This is a genomic window from Sorangium sp. So ce426 (assembly GCF_051475585.1).
Classification (GTDB): Bacteria; Myxococcota_A; Polyangia; order Polyangiales; family Polyangiaceae; genus Sorangium; species Sorangium cellulosum_B.
Genome location: NZ_CP150341.1, coordinates 8,470,536 through 8,492,109, shown reverse-complemented (window position 1 = coordinate 8,492,109; position 21,574 = coordinate 8,470,536). Strand labels below are relative to the sequence as shown.

At 69.9% G+C, this 21,574-nt stretch carries 14 protein-coding genes and 1 riboswitch; of the genes, 8 read left to right on the top strand and 6 right to left on the bottom strand.

Annotated elements, in window-relative coordinates; translation table 11 throughout:
• Positions 1 to 34: 34 nt before the first annotated feature.
• Positions 35 to 1,144, bottom strand: coding sequence for a THUMP domain-containing class I SAM-dependent RNA methyltransferase (locus WMF44_RS31555; RefSeq protein ID WP_437293757.1), 1,110 nt, complete (start codon positions 1,142 to 1,144; stop codon positions 35 to 37).
• A gap of 321 nt (positions 1,145 to 1,465) precedes the next feature.
• Here WMF44_RS31555 and WMF44_RS31550 point away from each other — a divergent pair, with 321 nt between their 5' ends.
• Complete coding sequence (locus tag WMF44_RS31550) at positions 1,466 to 1,795, top strand: SPW repeat domain-containing protein (RefSeq protein ID WP_437293756.1); 330 nt, start codon at positions 1,466 to 1,468, stop codon at positions 1,793 to 1,795.
• 186 nt (positions 1,796 to 1,981) lie between these two features.
• Complete coding sequence (locus WMF44_RS31545) at positions 1,982 to 2,719, top strand: pyridoxine 5'-phosphate synthase (protein WP_437293755.1); 738 nt, start codon at positions 1,982 to 1,984, stop codon at positions 2,717 to 2,719.
• Positions 2,720 to 2,815: 96 nt separating this feature from the next.
• Here the strand turns inward: WMF44_RS31545 and WMF44_RS31540 are convergent, their stop codons facing one another.
• The 5 genes from WMF44_RS31540 to WMF44_RS31520 form a co-directional block, all read right to left on the bottom strand.
• Positions 2,816 to 8,266 carry an AAA family ATPase gene (locus tag WMF44_RS31540; protein WP_437293754.1) on the bottom strand — a complete coding sequence of 1,817 codons (5,451 nt, stop codon included), beginning with the start codon at positions 8,264 to 8,266 and terminating at the stop codon, positions 2,816 to 2,818.
• A gap of 21 nt (positions 8,267 to 8,287) precedes the next feature.
• Positions 8,288 to 9,751: a hypothetical protein gene (locus tag WMF44_RS31535; RefSeq protein WP_437293753.1), complete on the bottom strand. Its 1,464-nt coding sequence runs from the start codon at positions 9,749 to 9,751 to the stop codon at positions 8,288 to 8,290.
• A gap of 169 nt (positions 9,752 to 9,920) precedes the next feature.
• Positions 9,921 to 11,006: a hypothetical protein gene (locus tag WMF44_RS31530; protein ID WP_437293752.1), complete on the bottom strand. Its 1,086-nt coding sequence runs from the start codon at positions 11,004 to 11,006 to the stop codon at positions 9,921 to 9,923.
• 88 nt (positions 11,007 to 11,094) lie between these two features.
• Positions 11,095 to 11,634: a hypothetical protein gene (locus WMF44_RS31525; protein WP_437293751.1), complete on the bottom strand. Its 540-nt coding sequence runs from the start codon at positions 11,632 to 11,634 to the stop codon at positions 11,095 to 11,097.
• A gap of 430 nt (positions 11,635 to 12,064) precedes the next feature.
• Entirely contained in the window at positions 12,065 to 14,017 is a 1,953-nt protein-coding gene (locus WMF44_RS31520; protein ID WP_437293750.1) for a protein kinase domain-containing protein, read from the bottom strand.
• A 182-nt stretch (positions 14,018 to 14,199) separates the two neighbouring features.
• Between WMF44_RS31520 and WMF44_RS31515 the strand changes: the two genes are divergently transcribed.
• The 6 genes from WMF44_RS31515 (at position 14,200) to WMF44_RS31490 (ending at position 21,572) form a co-directional block, all read left to right on the top strand.
• Complete coding sequence (locus tag WMF44_RS31515) at positions 14,200 to 15,855, top strand: sigma 54-interacting transcriptional regulator (RefSeq protein WP_437293749.1); 1,656 nt, start codon at positions 14,200 to 14,202, stop codon at positions 15,853 to 15,855.
• A gap of 487 nt (positions 15,856 to 16,342) precedes the next feature.
• The gene (locus WMF44_RS31510) at positions 16,343 to 17,791 is read left to right on the top strand and encodes a pectate lyase family protein (RefSeq protein WP_437293748.1); all 1,449 of its coding nucleotides are present in this window, start codon (positions 16,343 to 16,345) and stop codon (positions 17,789 to 17,791) included.
• Between the two features lie 159 nt (positions 17,792 to 17,950).
• Positions 17,951 to 18,019: riboswitch (guanidine-III (ykkC-III) riboswitch) on the top strand.
• A gap of 21 nt (positions 18,020 to 18,040) precedes the next feature.
• Positions 18,041 to 18,358: a quaternary ammonium compound efflux SMR transporter SugE gene (gene sugE / locus WMF44_RS31505; protein ID WP_012238459.1), complete on the top strand. Its 318-nt coding sequence runs from the start codon at positions 18,041 to 18,043 to the stop codon at positions 18,356 to 18,358.
• Between the two features lie 54 nt (positions 18,359 to 18,412).
• The gene (locus WMF44_RS31500) at positions 18,413 to 19,438 is read left to right on the top strand and encodes a dipeptidase (RefSeq protein WP_437293747.1); all 1,026 of its coding nucleotides are present in this window, start codon (positions 18,413 to 18,415) and stop codon (positions 19,436 to 19,438) included.
• A gap of 80 nt (positions 19,439 to 19,518) precedes the next feature.
• Positions 19,519 to 20,283, top strand: coding sequence for a class I SAM-dependent methyltransferase (locus WMF44_RS31495; protein WP_437293746.1), 765 nt, complete (start codon positions 19,519 to 19,521; stop codon positions 20,281 to 20,283).
• Positions 20,284 to 20,321: 38 nt separating this feature from the next.
• Positions 20,322 to 21,572 (top strand): NAD(P)/FAD-dependent oxidoreductase, encoded by a 1,251-nt coding sequence (locus WMF44_RS31490; protein ID WP_437293745.1) that lies wholly within the window; start codon positions 20,322 to 20,324, stop codon positions 21,570 to 21,572.
• The last annotated feature ends 2 nt before the right edge of the window (positions 21,573 to 21,574 follow it).

Genomic DNA, 21,574 nt, shown 5'->3' with positions numbered 1-21,574 from the left:
GCGCGGCGCGCCCTCTCCGGCACCGCGCGCCGCTTCAGGGGATGTCGTACGTCAGCAGCCGGCACTCGATCGGGCCGTTGAACACGGTGAGCGAACGCTCCGGCCTCCTGCGCATGGCGTGCTCGATGTCCTCGGTGCCGGCGAGGATGGCGACGCGGTGGCCCGCGAGCCGCGACAGCGCCGCCGCCATGTCGCGGTAGAGGGCCAGCGTCCCCGGCAGGCGCTCGCCGTACGGCGGGTTGGTCAGGACGTGGCCCGGCGGCGCGGTCGGGGCGAGCGCGGTGATGGACTGACAGCGGACCTCGATCTGCACGCCGGCCATCCGGGCATTGCCGCGGGTGATCTCGGCGGCGCGGGGGTCGATGTCGGCGGCGACGATCGCGGGGCCCTCGGGCCGGATCCGCGCGCGGGCGGCGTCGCGGAGCTCGGTCGTGCGCCGCGCTGCGGCCTGATCGTGGCACGCCCACCGCTCGAAGCCGAAGCGCTGCGCGCGCAGGCCGGGGGCGATGTCCCGCGCCCAGAGCGCGGCCTCGAGGGCGATGGTGCCGGCGCCGCACATCGGGTCGACGAACGGGCGGGCGCGGTCCCAGCCGGAGAGGCGGAGCAGCGCGGCGGCGAGCGTCTCCTTGAGCGGCGCGCCGCCGATGTGCGTGCGGTAGCCGCGGCGGTGGAGCGCGGCGCCGCCGAGATCGGCGTAGAGCGTCGCGCGGTCGCGGACGAGGTGGAGGAAGAGGGCGAGATCCGGGTCGTCGAGGTCGACCGACGGGCGGGCGCCGACGCGGCGCCGGATCTGGTCGACGATGGCGTCCTTGGTCCGCTGCGCGATGAACTGGGTGTGGGTCAGCGCGCTCGAGCGGCAGGAGGCGCGGACGGCGAGCGTGTGGACCGGGCTCAGGTAAGGGGCCCAGTCGACGCGCGAGACGCCCTCGTAGAGCGCGTCCCCGCTGGGCGCGTCGAAGGAGGCGAGCTCGACGAGCACGCGCACGGCGGTGCGGAGCTCGATGCACGCGCGGAAGCCCTCGTCCGGCGGGCCGGAGAAGTGGACGCCGCCGCGATCCGCGCGGACGCCGCGGAACCGGTGCTCGCGGAGCTCGTCGCGGAGGGCGGGCTCGGTTCCTTTGGCGGCGGTCGCGAAGAAGTCCATGGCGACGGGGCTTCTAGCCGAACCGCCGCGCGGCGGCCCTCATGAACGCGGCCTCTGGCCGCGCGGCCGCTCCCGGGGCGAGGCGCGTGGCACTGGATTCGCACGGCGTTCGCTGAGCTCTGGGGTGTGTGGACCGGGCGCAGGGACGCCGGCGCTCGGCAGGTGGGGTGAGCGGGCTCCGCGGTCGGCGGGCCGAGGCCGCTCGGGGCAGGACGCCTGGCCCGAGGCCGCGGCGAGCGGGCAGAGCGAGGGCGCCGGGGCGTCGCGCGGCGGAGGCGCCGGCACGGCGATCCGCGAGGGAGGGAGCCAATGGAGCATCGGATGGCGGCTTTGCGTGGCATCAACATCGCGCTCGGGATCTGGCTGTTGATCTCCGCGTTCCTCTGGCGCCACGGCCGGGACGAGTTCACCAACACCTGGGTGGTGGGCGCGCTGTGCGTCGTCTTCGCCCTGATCGCGCTCTGGGCGCCCAGGGCGCGTTACGCCACCGCGATCCTGGCGGTGTGGCTCTTCGTCAGCGCCTGGACGATACCGGCGCTGCTGATGGCGACGGTGTGGAACAACGCGCTCGTCGCCGTCGGCATCCTCGTCGTGTCGCTCCTCGCGACCGACGTCGCGGTGCGGGGCTCGCGGGCCGCGCGGCGCGTGTAGGCGCCGAACGGCCGCGCCGCGCGGGGAGCGCCGCCTCGGCCGGAGGGCCGGCCCGGGGGCGCCGACGACGCTCCCTCAGCGGCGCGCTCCCGGCCGCGCGCCGGCGCGCGGCGTGTTCGCCTCGCGGCGTCGATCGTGTATAGCGGCGTCGCGAGCGCCGCGCACGGGCCGGCGAGAGGATGTCCCATGAAGCTCAGCGTCAACGTGAACAAGATCGCGCTCCTGCGGAACTCGCGGGGACACGATGCCCCGAATGTCCTCTCCTTCGCCCGGAAGATCGTGGACTACGGAGCCCACGGCATCACCATCCATCCGAGGGCGGACCGGCGGCACATCACGCCGGACGACGCGCGGGCGGTGACTCGCCACATCACCACGGTGGAGACGAACTTCGAGGGTGATCTCCGCGAGGAGTTCCTGGACCTCACGCTCGAGCTCAGGCCGACGCAGTGCACGCTCGTCCCGGTCACGCCGGGCGAGCTCACCTCGCACCGCGGCTGGGACGTCGCGAAATGGCGCTTCGTCCTCCAGCCCGTGGTGAAGCGGCTCAAGGAGGAGGGGATCCGGACAAGCCTCTTCGTCGAGGCCGACCCGGCGGTGGTGCCCGTGGTCGCGGAGATTGGGGCCGATCGCATCGAGATCTACACGGGCCCTTACGCCCAGGCGTTCGATCGCGGCGATCACCGCGCGGAGCTCGACAAGATCGTCGCGACCGTGAGGGCCGCCGTTGCGGCCGGGGTCGGGATCAACGCGGGGCACGACCTCACGGTGGAGAACCTCGCGCCGCTCGTCCGCGAGGCGCCGCAGATTCAAGAGGTGTCGATCGGTCACCACCTCGTGGCGCACGCGCTCGAGGTCGGGATGAAGCAGTCCGTGCGCGACTACCTCGCGGCGGTCGAGGGGCGCCCCGCGCCGGCGCCGTAGCGGGGCGGGGGGCCGGCCGAGCGCGCCGGCCAGCGCTGCGCCGGCCGAGCTCGCCCCGCCTCGCCGCGATCGCGTCGCCGGCGGCGCCAGCCCTGGTCAGCTCCGGTGTCTGCTCAGCGGATCGACCGCGACGTCATCCACCGGCGCTGCCGCGGACGGGCGGGACGCGGGGCTGCGCACCGGCAGCTCTACGATGAACTCCGCGTGGCGCCCCTTCTCGGTGTTCCCGAGCCGGATCGTGCCTCCATGGCCGTGACGCACGATCTCATAGCAGATGGAGAGCCCTAGCCCGGTGCCCTGCCCGTTGGGCTTGGTCGTGAAGAAGGGGTCGAAGATCCTCTCACGGATGAGCTCCGGCACCCCGGTGCCGTTGTCCCAGATCCGGATCTCGGCGATCGACCCGACCCGGCGCGTCGACACCCGGATGCGAGGTGGCTCCGCCGCGGCGCCCCTCTCCGCGCGCACCCGCTCACCCACCGAGTAGAGCGCGTTGTTGACCAGGTTGATGATCACGCGTGCGAGCTCCTGATCCATCACCTCGACCGGCGGGAGCGAAGCGTCGAACTCCTTCTCGACCACCACGTCCAGGGCGGGCATCGCGGCGAGCTTGCCGACCATCGCGAGCTCGACCGACTTCTCGACGAGCGCGTTCAAGTTCACCGGCTCTCGGGCGCCCGACAGGACACGGGAGTGCAGCAGCATGTTGTTCACGATGGCGTTCGCGCGCTTGCCGTGCTCCGCGATCTTGCTCGTGTTGATCCTCAGCATCGGGAGCACCTCCCTGATCTTCGCCATGACCTCGCCGGTGCGCGGGCCGTCGAGGTGGAGCTCGGTCGAGAGGCTGACGAGCTCATCCGAGAATCGAACGGACAGCTCAGCGAAGTTGTTGACGAAGTTGAGCGGGTTCTTGAGCTCGTGAGCGACCCCCGCGGTGAGGTTGCCGAGCGACGCCATCTTCTCCGCCTGGATCAGCTGCTGCTGGGTCTGCTGGAGGTGCTCGAGCGTCGACGCCAGCGCGATGTTCTTGCGCTTGAGCTCCTCGGTCCGCTCGTCGACCTTCCGCTCGAGATCGTTGTAGAGCCGCGCGTTCTCGATCGAGATCGCGACCTGCGACGAGAGCAGACGGAGCACCTTCAGCCGATCCGAGGTGAAGGTGTCGGTGATGAGGTTGTTCTCGAGATACAGCACACCGACGAGCTGTCCCTGATGAACGAGCGGGGCACAGAGCACCGACCTCGGCTGACAGCGCACGACGTAGGGGTCGCTGACCAGCCGCTCATCCCGCGCCGCGTCGCGCAGCACGACGCTCTCCCGCGTCCTGGCGACGTAGTTCACCAGCGCGTGCGGGAGATCCGGGCTCTGATCCATCGGTATCGACTGCAGCACGGTGACCTCGCCGGACGCGACCGTCCCCTTGGCCTCGATGACGAGCTGGCCGGCTTCCTTGATGAGGAGGACGCCCTTCTCCGCGCCCGCGTTCTCGAGCATGATCTGCATGATCCTGTCCAGGAGCCGACCGAGCATGATCTCGCTGGAGAGCACCTGGGACGCCTTGACGACCGTGGTCAAGTCGAGGTCCTGGGGCGTCGGCGACACCGACACGGCGGTGCCGCTCTGGTGCTTCACCTGCGCCGGAGACGAGCGCATGAGGAGCACGGGATACTGCTCGTCGAGCGCGCGGACCTTGGTGTGCGCGCCCCAGGTGAGATAGCAGCCGCGCGCCTCCTGGAGGTACGTGCCGGCCAGCTGCGGCTTGCCCCTGCTCAGATGGAACAGCGCCGCGCGCTCGCACGCCAAAGCCACCTCGTGGAGGTACTCGCTCTTCCGCGCCGCGGAGATCGCGTCGTCGTAGAGCCTCGCCGCCTGCCTGGATCGGCCCTCCACGCGCGCCTCCTCGGCCAGCACCAGCGCAAGCTTGTGGCGGGCGTTCACCGCGCTGTGCTCGGCCCACTTGTGCAAGATCCGCTTTGCCTTGTCGATCGTGCCGCGCAGGCGGCGCCTGTCCGCGCCGTCCGCGTCCGGAACCAGCGAGAGCGCCGCGAGCGCCCGGTAAAACGCGTGGTGCGGAACGAACGCCGAGCTCGGATCCAGCATGTCCTTGTAGGCCTCGAGCCGCGACGCGATCTCCAGCACCTCGTCATATCGCTCGAACAGGTAGCCGATCTGGAGCGCCAGCAGCAGGTGCTGCGCGCGCTGCATGTCCTCGGTGACGTACGCGTCCGGCTCGAGCGAGTGCTCCTTCGAGCGCAGCGCGGAGGGGTCGGCGTCCTGCAGCTCTCGCGTCCAGCGCAGGGTGATCTGCATGCACTGGATCACCTTCTGGGCGTCGGTCCGCCGTCCGAACTCGAGATACCGGCGCGCCTGCGCGGCCACCTCGGCGATCGGGGTGTCGACCAGAGAGGCCCAGTAGATGTTCAGGCACATGCAGTACGACGCCTGCACCAGGTTGCCGGAGTCGACGGCGCACTGGATCGCCTCCGCGAGCAGATCGAGCGCCTCGCGCAGGTGGGACGAGAACACCTCCAGGAAGCTCGCGATGACGAAGAGCGTCCTGCACGTCACCGATGGATCATTGAACTTGCGCGCCAGGACCAGGGCGAGCTTGCCGTACGCCGCGCCCGTCTTGGGATCGCGGAGCACCGAGCTGTTGAACATGCCGAAGCAGGCGAACGCGAACGAGGAGGCCTCGGTGTTGCCGTAGGTGAGCGACAGCTGCACGAGCTTGAGGATGATGAGCCCGATGAGCTGCTCGCGCTGCAGCAGGTAGGCAGGGAACCAGAGGGTGATGAGCAGACCCATCGCCGCCCGGATCTCCGGCGTCATGCGGTCCGGCAGCTCGCTGAGCTCGCTGATCTGCCTGCCCCGCAGCTTCCATCGAACCTGGGCGAGCTCGAGCAGCACGTCACCGATGTGCGGCTTGGACGACAGCCGTATGCCGAGCAGCTGCAGCGCGAGCAAGCCGGTCTCCACGGCCTGCTCGTACTGGCACAGGTGCAGGAGCTGCGTCACACGGGCGGTGTGCACGGCGACCCGCTCGTCGTCGGCGCGGGCGTTGCGGAGCAGGAGCGCGAACCTCTCATCGGCGTCCGCGAAGCGGGTCATGAGGTAGTCGCACTCGGCCCTCTCGAGGTGCAGCGCGAACGTCAGCTCATGACAGCGGCTCCACCCCTCCGCCCCGACGAGCTCGGTGCCGGCGGCGAGGTAGCGCAACGCCGGTTCGTAGGCAGCGGACGCCTTTGCCTTGCGACCGGCGGTGAGATCGAGCTGCGCGATCTCCTGGCGCTCCGTCGTGTCGCGCACCACCTCGGCGCCGGCGTTCAGGTGATTGACCACCTCGAAGAGCCGCTCCGCGACGCGCTCGGCCGGGAGGCGCTGCCGGAGGAGGCGGCCGATGTCGAGGTGGGTCTTCTTCCGGTCCTGGTCGGGGATGAGCGAATAGGCTGCCTGCTGCACGCGGTCGTGAAGGAACTCGTACGGGACGGCGAGCTCCTCCAGCGACGCATCGAAGGGATCTCCCGGCTCGGCGCCGAGGAGCAGCTTGTACGACTGATCCGTGGGCAGGATGAGGCCCGCTTGCACGGCCTCCCACAGGGCGTCGGCCGTCTCCCGCGGAGAGCGCTCGAACACGATGGACAGGATGTTCGAGTCGAAGCGGCTCCCGACGCAGGCCGCCAGCTTCACCGCGCTCTGCGCCGCGAGCGGGAGCCTCTGCAGCTGGCCGACCAGGAGGTCGACCACGTTGTCCGTGACCCCGACGGACATGAGCTGATCCATGTCCCAGCGCCACGCGCCCACGCCGCGCTCGTCCGAGAGCGCCGGGTCGAACACGAGCAGCCGCTCTTGATGGAGCGTCTTCAAGAACTCCATGACGAAGAACGGATTGCCGTGGGTCTTGCTGGCCAGGAGCGACGCGAGCGGCCCCGCGCGCTCCGCCGTGCACGAGAGGACGTCGACGAGCCACCCCGTGAGATCGTCCTGGGAGAGCGGCGCCAGCGCGAGGCGGGTGACCCTCGTCGCCTCCACCTGGAGGCGCTCGAACGCGCGGCCCAGCGGGTGGCCGTCCGTGACCTCGTTGTCCCGGTACGCGCCGATCAGCAGCAGGTAGCCGCTGGCCGGGTTCTCGCTCAGGTACCGGAGCAGATCCAGGGACGCAGCGTCGGCCCACTGCAGGTCGTCGAGGAAGAGCACGAGGAGGTGCTCCCTCTGGGCGAAGGCCTGAATGAAGCTCTGGAAGACCTGACGAAACCGGTTCTGAGACTCCGCTGGGCCGAGCTGGGGCACGGCCGGCTGCTGGCCGAGGACGAGCTCGAGCTCCGGGATCACATCGACGATGATCTGGCCGTTGGGGCCCAGCGCGCGTCCGAGCCGCGTCCTCCAGACAGAGAGCCGCGCCTCGTCCTCGGCGAGCAGCTGGCGGATGCTCTGCCGGAACGCCTCGATGAGGGAGCTGTAAGGTAGACCCCGGTTGAACTGATCGAACTTGCCGGAGAGGAAGCTGCCGGTCTGGCCGACGACGAGCCTGTGGAGCTCGTTGACCAGCGTCGATTTACCGACGCCGGAATAGCCATGGACGAGCACGATCTCGGTGGCGCCTCGGGCGACGCGCTCGAAGGCGCCCGTGAGGGCGGCGACCTCCGCGTCGCGCCCGTAGAGCTTCTGCGGGAACTGCAGCCTCTCCGAGCGATCCTGCCTGCCTGTCGGAAACGGCGCTATCTCGCCGGCGGAGCTCCACTCGGCGAGGCAGGTCTCGAGGTCGATGCGCAGCCCGCGCGCGCTCTGGTAACGGTCCTCGGCCGCCTTGGCCAAGAGGCGCATGACGACGCTCGACAGCGGGGCAGGCACCCCCGGCCGCACCTCCTCCGGCGGCGTCGGCCGCCGGGCGATGTGACAGTGCACGAGCTCGAGCAGATCGGTGGCCAGGAACGGCGGCCGGCCGGTGAGCATCTGGTACAGCGTCGCCCCGAGAGAGTAGAAATCGGTGCGATGGTCGAGGGCCCGGTTCATCCGGCCGGTCTGCTCGGGTGACATGTAGGCCAGGGGCCCCTCGATCCGGGCGACGCTCTCGATCGTCTGGCTCTCGCGAGGCAGCCGCGAAGCGATGCTGAAATCCGTGAGCTTGGCGCGGCCGGTCTCCCGGTCGAACAGGATGCTTCCCGGATGGATGTTCTTGTGGGTGATCTCCCGTTCATTCAAGGCCTCGAGCGCCCGGCAGAGCTGGATCGCGACGCGGAGGAGCGGCTCGATGTCCAGCCCTTCGGCAGGGATGGCGGCGTGCAGCGGCTCACCCGCGAACTCCTCGAGGACGAGCACCGGCACGCCCTGGTGCTTCTCCAGCCGCTGCACCTTCAGGATGTACGGGCTGTCGAGCATCTGGGCGAGCTGGTGCTCGTGCTTGATGCGCGTGATGTCGAGCAGGGTCGGGTAAGCGACGTGGAGCGCCTTGAGCAGCGCTGGCTGCCCGTCGGCGGATCGGATGGCTCGATAGGTGGCAGTCCGCGCCTCTTCGACGACGGTCGCGGTCACATCGTAGCCCTGGAGGATCTGCATGAGCTCGCCCTTCGCGTGCAGCTACTTCCGCTGCTTCGGCTGAGCGTCGGCCGCGGCCGCGCTCGTCATTCCAGAGGCCTGCCTGTCGCCCGCCGGGGCGGCCTTCGGTCTGGCCTTCGTCGCATAGCTCCACAAGAAATCACCGCTGCCGCGCTCTCCCCACGCGATCTTGTCCTGCGACCTTCCCCTGGCGATCTGCGCGCCGGAGTGGCAGCCCATGCAGCTCGACGTGTGGAACATCCGGGTCGTCTCGGGGCGCAGAGCGCGGTTCACCTCGGCAGCGACCGTGTTGCCTTTCTGCATGTATGTCTCCAGGACCGTGTTCACGAGGTAAGGTCGGTACGGCCGGCCGCCGGACTCGTTCGCGACGGCATCGGGGAGCCTGTCCGGCGGCGACGGCTCGCCCACGCCGTCCGTCGGCCACTGCGTGCCGACGAGCTCGTAGAACTGCAGGGCAGAGCCGTTCTTCTTGAGCTGCGCCTGGACCTCGCTGTTCAGGGCGGCTGTGTCCTCCCGGATCGGCTGCTGCCGGTGCACCTGCGTGCGGCTGACCCACGGCCCCTTCGAGGGCGGCCAGACGCGCTCATCCGGCGGCTCATTGACGGGGCACAGCGGGCAATCCGGATTGTTGAACGAGGGCCTGAGCGGCTTGCCATTGTGCGTCTCGAGCGGGTTGACATCGACGTTGTCGATGTGCTCGAACGCAGCCCAGACCCATTGCTTCTTGGCCGAGAGCGTCTTGATCATGACGTTCGCGCCCACGAGGCCGAACGTCCGCAGCGACGGGGCTGCGCCCGCGCGGACGTACGCCTTCCGGAGGATGAAGCGCCCCTCGAGGTGACTCTCGCTCTCGTCCAGCAGCTTCCACGCGAGCTTGAGCGCGATCGAGGGCGTCTGATCCTCGTTCCGCGGGTTGCCCCAGGGCGCGTCGGGGTTGGTGCAGTCTTCCTCGGGGGTGGCGCAGTATTCCGCGCTGTAGGCGATCTGCCCATCGATGCTGTACAGCGCGTTGTCGTTGAGGTACTTGAACAAACGCTCGCTGTACAGCACCTCGTAATACACCTTGTTGCCGTTCTGGTCCCAGAGGATGAACGAATCGGCCTGTCTGTCGTCCTTCAAGCTCGCGTCCGGAGCGCCCCGCTTGGCCTGCTGCTCGGCAGGGTTCCAGGCGTCGGGCGGGGCGCCGCCCGGCTTGAAGATGTCGTAACTGGTCTTCCAGGTATCCCACCCATGGGCGCCGTCGTCCGCGAGGCGAGGCCGCGCGCGGCCGTCCCTGGTCACCGGCCATGCCATCGCGATGAAGGACTGCCATGCCAGGATGTCGTAGAGACGGTTTCCTTCTGCGTATTTCCCCCTCTCTATGGTTCTTTTTTGCAGCTCGGGGTCGATGTCTCGGGGGAGGGCCGAGCACAGCTTGTCGGTGAAGCTCGGGAACTTGCTCCACAGCTCCGTCCGGCATGTCTCGTCGTCAACCGGTGAGGACACGCCCGTGTCCTCGGGAGGGGAGGGCAGGGGAGAGGGCCTCGGCAGGTGGGCTGTCGCGGTGCACGACAGGTGTGCCGCGCCTGCCAGGATCATCGAGGCCGATCTGTAGATGGAGGACGAAGGGCGTTTCATGGTGCGACGCTCCAGAGTACAGCGTGTGTGTCGGTTCTCAAGCGAGGGAGAAGCAGCGTAAGACACCAAGGTAGGCTTTGGCCGACAGAGCTCGATCCGGGCCGAGGACGATCTTCAGGTCGATCCAGCGGCGCACGCGGGACGGCCATTCGCCCTCCCGGCAGCGCTCGCGCGAGGACCCGGGCCACGCGGTGAGCGCCTCGCGCTGCGAGGGCGTGCAGAGGCCGAGCGACGAGAGGCGCTCGAGCGTCGCGCTCCGGCCCGGGTCCAGCTTCCGGGTCGCGAGATCGAAGAGCTCGATCCCGAGCCGAGGAGCGATGTCGTCTCCGAGGGTGACGTCGATCGTGACGCGCTCGTCACCGACGCGCAGCGCTTCCAGCAGCTCCTCCACCTCACCGGGTTTGCCCGGCCAGCCCACCGCGAGCAGGTAGCCGATGAGCCGGTCGCGCGGCAGCGAGACGTTGAGCTTGAGCGTCGCAGGCTGCCTGGCGCTCATGACGGACAGATGAACGGCGTGGCCGCCGTCCGGCAACAGGGTGAAGCAGCGGAGCAGCGCGGCCCGGGTCGCCGCCGGGACGGGCCCGTCGAGGAGCACGGAGAGGGCCGCCTCGACGAGCCGGAGCCGGCCGCTCGGGCTGAAGTCGCGCTCTGCGTCCGGGGCCTCCAGGTTCGTGAGGGGCCTCGGATCCAGGCAGAGGAGCACGGACGGCTCGACCGGACCACGACGCGCGGCCGGCTGATCGAACTCGAACCAGAGCAGGGGCACCTGCTCGAACAGGAGGGTGCCGGGCGTGGTCCACGCGGCGAGGAGACGCCCTGGAGGGCCCCGGAGCGGATCGGCGCCTTCCGCCGGCGGAGGGCCGCCGGGGGCGACCGGACCTTCGCGGCGCGAGCGCGGGAGCCGGGACGCGAGGACCTCTCTCCCTTCCGCCAGAATACAGGCAAGAAGGTCGACCCGCGCAGCGGCCGCCCCCAGATGACATTCGAGGGTCAGGACCGAGGCGGCGTCCAGCAGGGCCGGGGCGCAGCGGCCGAAGGCGCGCCAATCTCGCGGTGACACGAGCGTCGGGGGGACATGAGGCTCGACGAGCTCCAGCGTCTTCTCCATCGACCGAACGATCATCCAGCGACCTCTCGTCCTGCCGGGCCGTGCCCGCGTGATGACCACGACCGCCGCGGTCGGCCTTCGAGCAGCGCCCGAAGCTACCCGCTCACCAGGCCTTGTACCAGGCGTCTCCATTGAGCTCGGGAACGGCGAGATCCAGCAGGGCCTCGAGCGAACCCTCGTCGGACGGGCCTCTTGCGATGTGGCTGTCGAGCTTCTTCTTCTGCCGCTCGCTCAGCTTGAACTCGCTCATCAGCGAGCTCCTGGATTCGCTCTTGTGCGCTTCATCGTCGGGGTGGAAGCGATTGTAGACCTCCGCGGTGTGCACCAGATGATAGAGGAAGGACAGGAGACCCGGCGTGCGTGCCGCGCCGCTCGCCGACGGGGCAGGCGCCTCGTCGCTCGTGTTCTTGAAGAGCCTCCCGTTGACCTCATCCTTCGTGAGATAGAGGACGTTCGCGACGCAGTCGTCGTCGGGGTGCCCCATGTCGCCGCACTCGTTGAACACCTTCTTCTCGGTAGCGCTCAGGCGAAAGTCCTTCAGCACTTTGTTCTTGTCTGTGTTCACGCTGAGGCCCGTGTACCTCAGGTGATAGAGCAATGACAGGACGCCGGGCGGATATTTCGTTGTCTCTGTGGGCATCATCGTTGTTTCCTCGCGTGCTCTAGTGGAAGGGCGCTTCGCGCGTCGCAGCAGGCGCGCGGTCCGGTGAATCGCGTGTTCTGTGAGCTCTCCAGGGCCGTCGCTCGCTGGAAAGAGCCGCCTGCTCCGAGCCGCTCGATCCAGTCAAGAAGGACATTCGGGATGGAACCGAACCGTCTGCGAACGGGAATTGCACGGCGCGTACCAGCCGTGCGCGCATGTCGGCCGCCCGGCCGACGTGCGGAGATGCGGGCGTTTCCAGGCCGGGATGGGACGGCGGCCGCGGGCGTTCCGTCGAGCGCGTGCGGCAGACTGTCGGCCGACGTGTCGGCCGACGTGTCGGCGGGCGTGCCGGCCGAGGTCGCGGCGCCGTGCCGCTGCCGTGCAGGCGGACATGCCGGCGCCGTGCGGCGACCTGCCGGCCGACACGATGTCAGCGCGGCGCCAGCGCCGGCCTGGTCTCCAGGGAGATCTGGACCGTCTGCTCCCCCTCGAGCAGCGGCCGCGTCACGTCGCGCCCCGCCACCCTGTAGACGGTCGTCGATTCGCCCCTGGGCCAGATGCTCCGCGCGCCGGCGCTCTCGAACTTGAACTCCTGCCGGGCGGCCCGGCAGACCGCCTCGTCGACGAGGATCTCCCCGGACAGCGCTGCGCGCGCGAGGTGGGAGGCGGCGTTCACGGCCTGCCCGAGCACCGTGTAGCCGAGCCGCGCGCACGCGTGCGAGCCGACCTCCGCCGCAAGGACGCTGCCGGTCGAGACGCCCGCGCAGACCCCGTGAGCGTAAGGCGAGTCGTTCCCCGTACGCCGAGCGACCGTCTCGAGCTGCTCGCGCACGGCGACGCACGCCGAGAGCGCCCGGTCGAGGTGCTCCGGCCCGTGGAACACCGCCATGACGGCGTCGCCCACGAATTTGTCCACGATGCCTCCATGCGCCAGGAGCTCAGGGACGATCACCTCGAAGTTGGCGTTGAGCAGCCGCGTGGCCTCGGCGGGCGGCCTCTCCTGCGCCACACGGGTGAACCGGAAGACATCGACGAACGCGACGGTCGCCTCCAGCGCCTCGCTCGCGGCTGCGCCCGCGGACCCGAGCGCCCGGAGCCGCTCCACCAGGGCCGCGTTCGTGAACTTCCGCAGGATATCGTTCTCCTCGTTCGCCTGGGCTTTCTGTCGCTGCTGCTCCGCGGAGCGGAGGGACTTCTCCAGCGTGGTCTCGAGGTCGGCGAAATCGAGCGGCTTGAAGAGGAAGTCGAACGCCCCCCGGTTCATGGCGCGACGGATGTTGGTCATGTCGCCGTACGCGGACACGATCACCGTCCTCGCGAGCGGGTTCACCTCGGGGATGCGCTCGAGCAGGGTGATCCCGTCCATGACCGGCATGTTGATGTCGGCGACGACGACATCGATGTCCGGGTGTCGCCGGAGCTCCTCGAGGGCGCTCTGGCCGTTGTCGGCGAAGATGAGCTCGTAGGCGGAGCTCTTCTTGTTCTGCCGAAAATGCATCTTCAGCAGGAGCTGCATGTCGGGCTCGTCGTCGACGATGAGGATCTTGGCGGGCTTGCTCCCCGCGTCGCACACCGCGGCGAACGCCGTGATGAGCTCGCGGGACGACTGGAATCTCCGGGTCCGGTCCTTTGCCAGCGCGCGCTCGAAGAATCGATCGAACCCGGGGAGCAAGGCGGCGTCGAGCGACGACGGCGGCGGGAACGGATCGGCGCAGATGCTGATGATGAGCCCTGCCAGGTCTTCTGTCGAGAACGGAAAGCGGCCTGTGAGCGCGCGGTAGGCGATGACGCCGAGCGACCAGAGATCGGCCAGGGGGTGGGGAACGGCGCCGCGGACCTGCTCCGGGCTCATGTACGCGGGGGTTCCGATGCGCGTGCCGCTCCAGTCGCGCGCGTCGAACAGCCGCCACCCCACCCCGAAATCGAGGATCTTCACGGACTCGCCGGACGCACCCCGGGCGAGGAAGATGTTCGCGGGCTTGAGATCACAGTGAACGATGCCTGCCGCGCTCGCCGCATCGAGGCCCGAGCTGAGCTGCCGGAGCAATGACAGCACGGCCGCCGCCGGGAGCTGGCGCGTGCGGCGGAGCCGGCTCTCGAGGTCTTCACCCTCGAGCAGCTCCATGACGAGATAGGGAGAACCCTCATCGATTCCGTAGTCGTGCACTTGGACGATGTGCTCGTTACGGAGACGGGCGACGGTCGTCGCCTCCTGCTCGAAGCTGCGCCTCGCGTCGAATGAGACGACGTTCTCGGGCATCATCCGCTTCAGCGCCACCGGCCGGCGGAGCAGCTGATCGAAGGCCTCCCAGACGATGCCCATGCCGCCGCGGCCGATCTCACGCAGCAGCGCGTATCTCCCGCCGACCGTTTGGCCCTTCACAAATGAAAATTAGTACGCGCGAGCGCACATCGTGTCAACTGGCGTTACGGTGTCCGCGCCCAGGCGACGACGGCGCCAAAGCGGCTCGGTGTGCTCGAATGTGCGCGTCGCGCATGGAGGAACCGAACGCCGGCGCCGCTGAGCTTGCAAGTCTTTTCGGTGGGCGCGTATCCTCCCACCCCATGGTGACCGAGCGAACAGGGCTCACCACGATCGCGAACGCGACGACGCTGCACCCCGACACGAGCCCCTCACGGCGGGCATGCACACGCCTCGCTCCGTCCCTGTCCGTCCTCTACCATCCTCGTCTCGAGCGCATCGGTGAGCGCGCCGTCCTCGCAGACCTCGCGCTCCGCGATGCGGTCGCGCTGTCACGCATGGAGCCGTACTTCGGTCCACCGGGTGCGATCGGCGATGCGCCGCTCGGGGATACCCACCTGAGCCGCAAACCCCTGCGCATCATCGCGCTGCCCGACGACGGGATCCGGCTGGACGCGGCGGAGCGCGGCTCCCACGTCGCGGTGGATGGCGCCCCGCTGGAGGGGAGCCGCGATTTCTCGCTCGGCGAGGTGACGCGGGGGGTCGTCATCGAGCTCGCCAGTCGCGTCGTCCTGCTGCTCCACATGGTCGATCCGTCCCCGCGCGAGCCGGGGGAGCGCCTCGGCCTGGTTGGCGATAGCGACCTTCTGGAGCAAACGCGGTGGCATATCCGCCGCGTGGCCGACCTCGGGACTGCGGTGCTCCTCCGCGGCGAGACGGGCACGGGAAAGGAGCTCGTCGCGAGGGCGATCCACCAGGCCGGCAGCCGGCGCGATCAGCCCTTCGTGGCCGTCAACATGGCGGCGATCCCTCCGTTGCTGGCGGCCGCGGAGCTCTTCGGCGCCGAGCGAGGATCGTATACCGGCGCCCTGCGCGACCGTCCCGGTTACTTCGGCTCGGCCGAGGGAGGGACGCTCTTCCTCGACGAGATCGGCGAGGCGCCGCCCGACGTGCAGGCGATGCTCCTCAGGGCCCTCGAGACGGGCGAGATCCAGGCGGTGGGCGCCCAGCAGCCGAAGAAGACGCGCATTCGACTGATCACCGCCACGGACGCCGATCTGGAGGCCAAGGTGGCCGAGGGGGCTTTTCGCGCTCCGCTGCTCCACCGCCTGGCCGGTTATGAGATCGCGCTCCCTCCGCTCCGCGATCGCCGAGACGATCTCGGGCGCCTGCTCCTTCACTTCCTGCGCGAGGAGCTTTCGGCCTCGGGCGACGCGCATCGGCTCGACGCGCCGCGGCCCGACGGCGCCCCGTGGTTGCCGGCGTCCGTGGTGGCCCGGCTCGCGCGGTACGACTGGCCGGGGAACATCCGTCAGCTCCGGAACGTGGCGCGGCAGCTCGTCGTGGGGAGCCAGGGCGCGGCGCGCCTGGAGGGGGCGCCGGCGCTCGAGCACCTGCTCCAGCGGGCAGCCCCGGCGCAGCGGGGCCACGCCGACGGCGATCGCGCGGCCGCGGCGAGAGCGGCGCGGCCGGAGACCGCCACGGCGGCGCGGGCGAGCTCGGGGAAGGGCGCCGGCTGGCGCAAGCCCTCCGACGTGCGGGAAGAGGAGCTGATCGACGCGCTCCGCCGGAGCCGGTGGGATTTCAAGGCCGCCGCCGAGCAGCTCGGGATCTCGCGGACATCGCTGTATGCGCTCGTGGAGAGCTGCCCGCAGGTCCGCCAGGCGAGCCACCTTGCGCCGGACGAGGTCGCCCGCTGCTACGCGGAGTGCGGTGGACACATCGACGCGATGGTGGAGCGCCTCATGGTCTCCAAGCGGGCGCTTCAGCGCAGGATCCGAGAGCTGCGTCTGGCTTAGTCGACCCGGAGCCGGAACGAGAGAGCCGGATCGAGAGGCGGTCAGCGCGCCAAGGGAGACCGCTCGACCGCGACGCCGAGGGCGAGCGTCGAACGATTCCTCTTCTCGGCGCGTCCGGCGGGCGAGCGCGTCTCGGGATGCCATGAGCCCGCTCGTGCGCTGCTCGTGCAGGATAACCAGCATCGCTTCATCTGGCGAGTTGGAATTCAAGAGCGATTCTGATGTGCCCTGTCGCACAGATTGGCAATTGATGATTGCCAGCGGTGAATCGAGTCCTGTAGGGTCATCACAGTACGGCTTGCGGTGAAGAGCGCCGCTCAAGACCTCCTGCGCCAGGCAGCCGAGGGCGGGCCCATCGCGTCGCTGCTCCGCGTCGCCCTGCTTCATCAGGGCACATCGTCGCGCCCAGCGCCGCGCCCACCCTGGGCTTCCTTGCTCGATCCGGCCTTGTTCGGCGCCTGATACGTACGAAAGGGGAACGAGACACATGGCATTCCTTCCGACTTGCTCTTCCATCGGCGCACAGGGGCTCCGCCGCTTCGGCTGCGCGATCGCCGCGGTTTCTGCGTTTTCTGCGTTCACTGCGATATCGATGCCAGCCAGCGCGCTCCCGTCGTTTCCGGGGGCAGAGGGCTTTGGCGCCGTCGCGACCGGCGGGCGCGGCGGGCGCGTCATCAAGGTCACCAACCTGCGCACGAGCGGGTCGGGGAGCCTCCAGGCGGCCCTCGACGCGAGCGGGCCTCGCATCATCGTCTTCGACGTGAGCGGCGTGATCGAAGGGGATGTCGTCATCCGGAACGGCGACGTGACGATCGCGGGCCAGACGGCCCCCGGCGCCGGCATCACCATCCGCGGTCGCTTGACCGCCAGGTACTCCACCGCGGTCAACAACATCATCGCACGGTTCTTGCGAGTCCGGCCCGTGCACAACGGCTCGGCCGGAGAGCAGTTCGACGCGACGCAGATCTCGCGGAACTCGAAGGTGATGCTCGATCACATGTCGATCGCCTGGGGCGTCGACGAGACCGTGGACCTCTATGAGGCAGATGACGTCACGGTCCAGTGGTCCACCATCGAATCGTCGGCGACCACGGGGCATCCAGAGGGGATGCATAATTATGGTCTCATCAACGGCCCTGATGGCCATCGGATCACGCTCCACCACAACCTGTTCGCCCATCACAAGGCACGTTGCCCCGCGGTCGCGAACGGCCCGGCCGACATCCGCAACAACGTGGCCTACAACGTGAGGCACGGGTTCGTGCACCACAACCGGGCGAGCGGCAAGTTCAACATCGTGGGCAACACCTACATCAAGGGGCCGAGCGATCAGCTGATCCCGTTCTACTTCGACGGCAGCGCCGGCGCGGGGCTCAAGTACTTCCTCGGCGACAACTACATCGATGATCCCGGGAAGTTCACGGGCACCGTCGAGAACCCCTGGAAGCAGCCGTACCTCCACCCGAGCTTCAGCAAGCTCAACAAGGCCGAGTCGTACCGCTCGGCGACGCAGTTCAATTTCACGCGGGATGTCCCGGGGTACATCCCGGTGACGACCCAGCGCGCGCAGGACGCGGCTCGGCTCGTCGTCGCGCAGGCGGGCTCGCTGCCGCGCGACGTGGTGACGAAGGGCGTCTTCAAGAACATGGAGCGCCGCGACGGCTCGTGGGGCGCCCGCTACGTGAGCAACCTGATGGACGGGCTCAGCCCGGGGACGGCCCCCGCGGACGCCGACCGCGACGGCATGGCGGACGCGTGGGAGCGGGCGCACGGCCTCAGCTCATCGAACGCGAGCGACCACACCAAGGTGATGCCGTCCGGATACACAGCGATCGAGGAGTACATCAACGAGCTCGCCGCCGCGCTGATCCGCAAGGCGGCGGGCAGCTCGTCGATGCTCCCGGACGAGGGGGAAATCGAGGAGCAGATCGAGTAGCGAGCTCCAGGAGCGCGCGATCGAGGGGACGCGGCGTGGTCCACGCATACCGCGCCGCTCCGCCCAGCGGAGCGGGAGCGGCGTCGACGTTGCGGCCTCGCGACGCGGCGCGGCGCCGGCCTGCCTGTTGCGCAGGCCGTCGCCGCTGCTAGGTTCCCCGCGGCGCTCCTTCAGACAGAGCGTCCCGGACGAGACGCGCCGTACCCGGTCAGGATAAGACGACGCAGCCGCATCACGAGGAGAGTCGTCATGTCCTGGCTGGCGTTGCTCCTGGCAGGTCTGCTCGAGGTCTGCTGGGCTATCGGTCTCAAGTACACACACGGCTTCACGCGCCCGTTGCCAACGGCGCTCACGGTCGGCGCGATCATCACGAGCATCGCGCTCCTCGAGATCGCCTCGCGGACCTTGCCCATCGGCACGGCGTACGCCGTCTGGGTCGGCATCGGCGCGTTCGGGGCGGCGATCGCGGGCATCCTCCTGTTCGGCGAGCCCGCCACGGCCGCGAGGCTCGGTTTCCTCGCGCTGCTCGTCGTGTCCATCCTCGGGCTCAAGCTGGCGAGCCCCTGAGCCCTCGTCGCCCGGCGCGCGACCGGCCGCCTCGGGTCGACTAGCCTTCCCTCCATGCACGGAACACCCGAAGCCCGCGCCCTGCACGCGCAGTACCCCGCCATCGATCTCCACGCCGACAGCCTCATGTGGGCGCGCTGGGTCGGCTACGATCTGCAGGAGCGGCACGAGCCGCCGCTGCCGCTCGCTGCCCTCGGCGGGCACGTCGACGTCCCGCGGCTCCGCGAGGGCGGCGTCGGCGCGCAGTTCTTCGGGCTTGTCTCGCTGCCCATCGGGCAGCGGCGCGGGCTCGCCGCCGTCGTCGAGGAGCAGATCGATCTCCTGGAGCAGGCCGTCCGCGCGCGGCCCGGCCGCCTCGTGAAGGCGCTCACGGCCGAGGACATCGAGGCGGCGAGGGCCCGCGGCGCCGTCGCGGCGCTGCTCGGCGTCGAGGGGGCGCACGCGCTCGAGGGCGACCTCGACACCCTCGCTCGCTTCGCGCGGCGCGGCGTGCGCTACCTCGGACTCTGCCACTTCAGCGCCAACGAGGCGTGTTATCCCGCCTACGGCAGCGGCCGCAGGGATGGTGAAGGCCTCACCGCCTTCGGCCGCGAGGTCGTGCGCCTCGCCGAGGACCTCGGCGTCATCGTCGATCTCGCGCACATCAACCGGGCAGGCTTCCTCGATGCATGCGCGCTCGCTCGCCGCCCACCCATGGTCAGCCACACGGGTATCGCCGGCGCGTTCGATCACTGGCGCAACATCGATGACGAGCAGCTCCGCGCGCTCGCCGATCGCGGCGGGTGCGCCGGGATCATCTTCTGTCCGCGCTATCTCGGCGGAAACGGGCTCGCGCCCGTCGTCAAGCACCTCGTGCACATCATCAACGTTGCGGGCGAGGACACGCCAGCGCTCGGATCCGATTGGGACGGTTTCATCATTCCCACACGTGAGCTGCGTGATGCGGCCCATCTTCCGCTCTTGACGGATGCGCTGCTGCGAGCTGGCTTGAGCGAGCGTGTGATCGCCAAGGTGCTTCGAGAGAACGTGATGCGGATTTTGAGCGACAACCCGCTTCCAACGCGGCTCCCGGTTGCGTAGCCTCTCTCGACGGGCCGTCGGGGTGGGTGGTCCCTCCGGCGCTGCGCGAGATCCTCCTTAACGCGGAGCGGATGCCGGCCATGACTCTCCATCGCCTCGCTGCACAGGGCTACGCGACTGCAGCGGATGCTTACGAGAAGGGGCGCCCGGACTACCCGCGCGGCGCGATCGAGCTCCTGCGCGACACGCTCCGCATCGACGCGACGAGCACGGTGCTCGATCTCGGGGCCGGCACCGGCAAGCTCACGCGCCTCCTGGTGCCCACGGGCGCGCGGCTGCTCGCGCTCGAGCCGGTCGAGGGGATGCGCCGCAAGCTGGGCCAGATGGTCCCGTCCGCCATCCCGCTCGATGGGGTCGCCGAGGCCATCCCCTTGCCCGAGACGTCGGTCGACGCCGCGGTCGCCGCGCAGTCGTTCCACTGGTTTCACGGTGATCTCGCGCTCGCCGAGATCCACCGCGTGCTCCGGCCGAGAGGGCGCCTCTCCCTGCTCTTCAACCTGCGCGACGAGCGCGTCGACTGGGTCGCCCGCATCTCCCGCATCCTCGACCGCCACGGCCGGGATGCTCCGGTACACAGGTTCGGCGCGTGGCGCCGGACGTTCTCCGACTCCCGCCTCTTCGCGCCGCTCGGAGAGCACGAGTTCACCCATACGCAGGAGCTCGACCTCGACGGGCTCCTCGAGCGCGTCGCGTCGATCAGCTACATCTCGGCGCTCCCCCTGCAGGAGCGTTATGCGGTCCTGAACGAGATCCGCGAGCTGGCCGCGAACCACCCGGACCTCGCGGGGAAGAGCGTGTACCTCTTCCCCTACCGGACGCTGGTGCCGCTGTACGAGCGGCGGTGAGCCCGCCGACGGGGGCGCCGTGCTAGAGCGGCCCCCGCATGGCGGCGCATGAAGTCGTGATCGTCGGAGGCGGGCCGGCGGGCGTGAGCACGGCGCTCTTCCTCGCCCACCATCGCCCGGGCCTCGCCGACAGGATCGTTGTGCTCGAAAAGGAGCGCTACCCGCGGGACAAGTCCTGCGCAGGCGGCCTCGGCGAGCGAGCGGACAGGGCGCTCTCGTCGATCGGGGTGACGATCGACGTGCCCTCGGTCGTGGTGCACGGCATCAGCGCGGCCTTCCAGGCCGGCGAGGTCGCGCTCCGCGAGGGCAACATCGGCCGCGTCGTCCGGCGCGCCGAGTTCGATCGCGCGCTCGCGCTCGCCGCGCGGGCGCGGGGCGTCCGGATCGTGGAGGGGGCGCGGGTGACCGGCGCCGCGCTGAGCGAGGACGGCGCCCGCGTCGAGAGCTCGGCCGGGGTGTTCGACGGCCGCGTCGTCGTCGGCGCGGACGGCGTCGGCAGCGTCGTTCGCCGCGCGATGGGGCTGCCGTTCGGCAGGCTGCGCGCGCAGGCCGTCGAGGTCGACACCGAGCCCGTCGCGGGGGACCGGGCGCGCGACCTCCTGCACTTCGAGATGCGGGACCGCTCGTTCGCCGGCTATCTGTGGGACTTCCCCACGCTCGTCGACGGGCGCGAGCTCGTCTGCCGGGGGGCCTACGTGCTGCACGAGGGCGCGCTCGGCGTGGCGCGCCCCGCGCCCGACGCCGAGCGCGTGCTCCGGAGCAGGCTCGAGGCGCTCGGCCTCGACCCGGACCGCTACCGGCGAAAGCGCTTCGCCGAGCGAGGCCTCGACCGGCGGGCCGTGATCGCGCGGCCCGCCGCCCTGCTCGTCGGCGAGGCCGCGGGCATCGATCCGATGCTGGGCGAGGGGATCGCCCAGGCGATCGCGTACGGGGCCCTCGCGGGCGAGTACCTCGCCGAGAAGCTCGACGCCCGCGATCTCGGGTTCCACGACTGGGGCCGGCGCGTCGACCGATCGCTGCTGGGCCTCGACCTGCGCTTCCGGCGCCGGGTGATGCGCGCCTTCTACGGCGCGCCGCGGGAGCGCGTCGAGCGTTACCTCCTCGGCGAGCCGTCGTTCCTGCGCTTCGGCGTCCGGCATTTCGCCGGCAGGGCCCAGCCGGCGGGCGACGCGCTCCGCGCCGCGGCGACGGGCGCGCTCGTCGCGGGCCGGATCGGGATCGAGCGCCTCGTCGCGTCGCTCCCGCCGCGCGCGCGCAGCGCGGGCAGCGCCGACGGCGCGCACGCCTGACG

Bases quoted from the DNA above. Each gene is read 5' to 3' on its own strand.
- WMF44_RS31510 (WP_437293748.1), top strand. From the start codon at position 16,343: ATGGCATTCCTTCCGACTTGCTCTTCCATCGGCGCACAGGGGCTCCGC.
- WMF44_RS31555 (WP_437293757.1), bottom strand. From the start codon at position 1,144: ATGGACTTCTTCGCGACCGCCGCCAAAGGAACCGAGCCCGCCCTCCGC.
- WMF44_RS31550 (WP_437293756.1), top strand. From the start codon at position 1,466: ATGGCGGCTTTGCGTGGCATCAACATCGCGCTCGGGATCTGGCTGTTG.
- WMF44_RS31495 (WP_437293746.1), top strand. From the start codon at position 19,519: ATGACTCTCCATCGCCTCGCTGCACAGGGCTACGCGACTGCAGCGGAT.
- WMF44_RS31540 (WP_437293754.1), bottom strand. From the start codon at position 8,266: ATGCAGATCCTCCAGGGCTACGATGTGACCGCGACCGTCGTCGAAGAG.
- sugE (WP_012238459.1), top strand. From the start codon at position 18,041: ATGTCCTGGCTGGCGTTGCTCCTGGCAGGTCTGCTCGAGGTCTGCTGG.
- WMF44_RS31530 (WP_437293752.1), bottom strand. From the start codon at position 11,006: ATGATCGTTCGGTCGATGGAGAAGACGCTGGAGCTCGTCGAGCCTCAT.
- WMF44_RS31490 (WP_437293745.1), top strand. From the start codon at position 20,322: ATGGCGGCGCATGAAGTCGTGATCGTCGGAGGCGGGCCGGCGGGCGTG.
- WMF44_RS31545 (WP_437293755.1), top strand. From the start codon at position 1,982: ATGAAGCTCAGCGTCAACGTGAACAAGATCGCGCTCCTGCGGAACTCG.
- WMF44_RS31525 (WP_437293751.1), bottom strand. From the start codon at position 11,634: ATGATGCCCACAGAGACAACGAAATATCCGCCCGGCGTCCTGTCATTG.
- WMF44_RS31500 (WP_437293747.1), top strand. From the start codon at position 18,413: ATGCACGGAACACCCGAAGCCCGCGCCCTGCACGCGCAGTACCCCGCC.
- WMF44_RS31515 (WP_437293749.1), top strand. From the start codon at position 14,200: ATGGTGACCGAGCGAACAGGGCTCACCACGATCGCGAACGCGACGACG.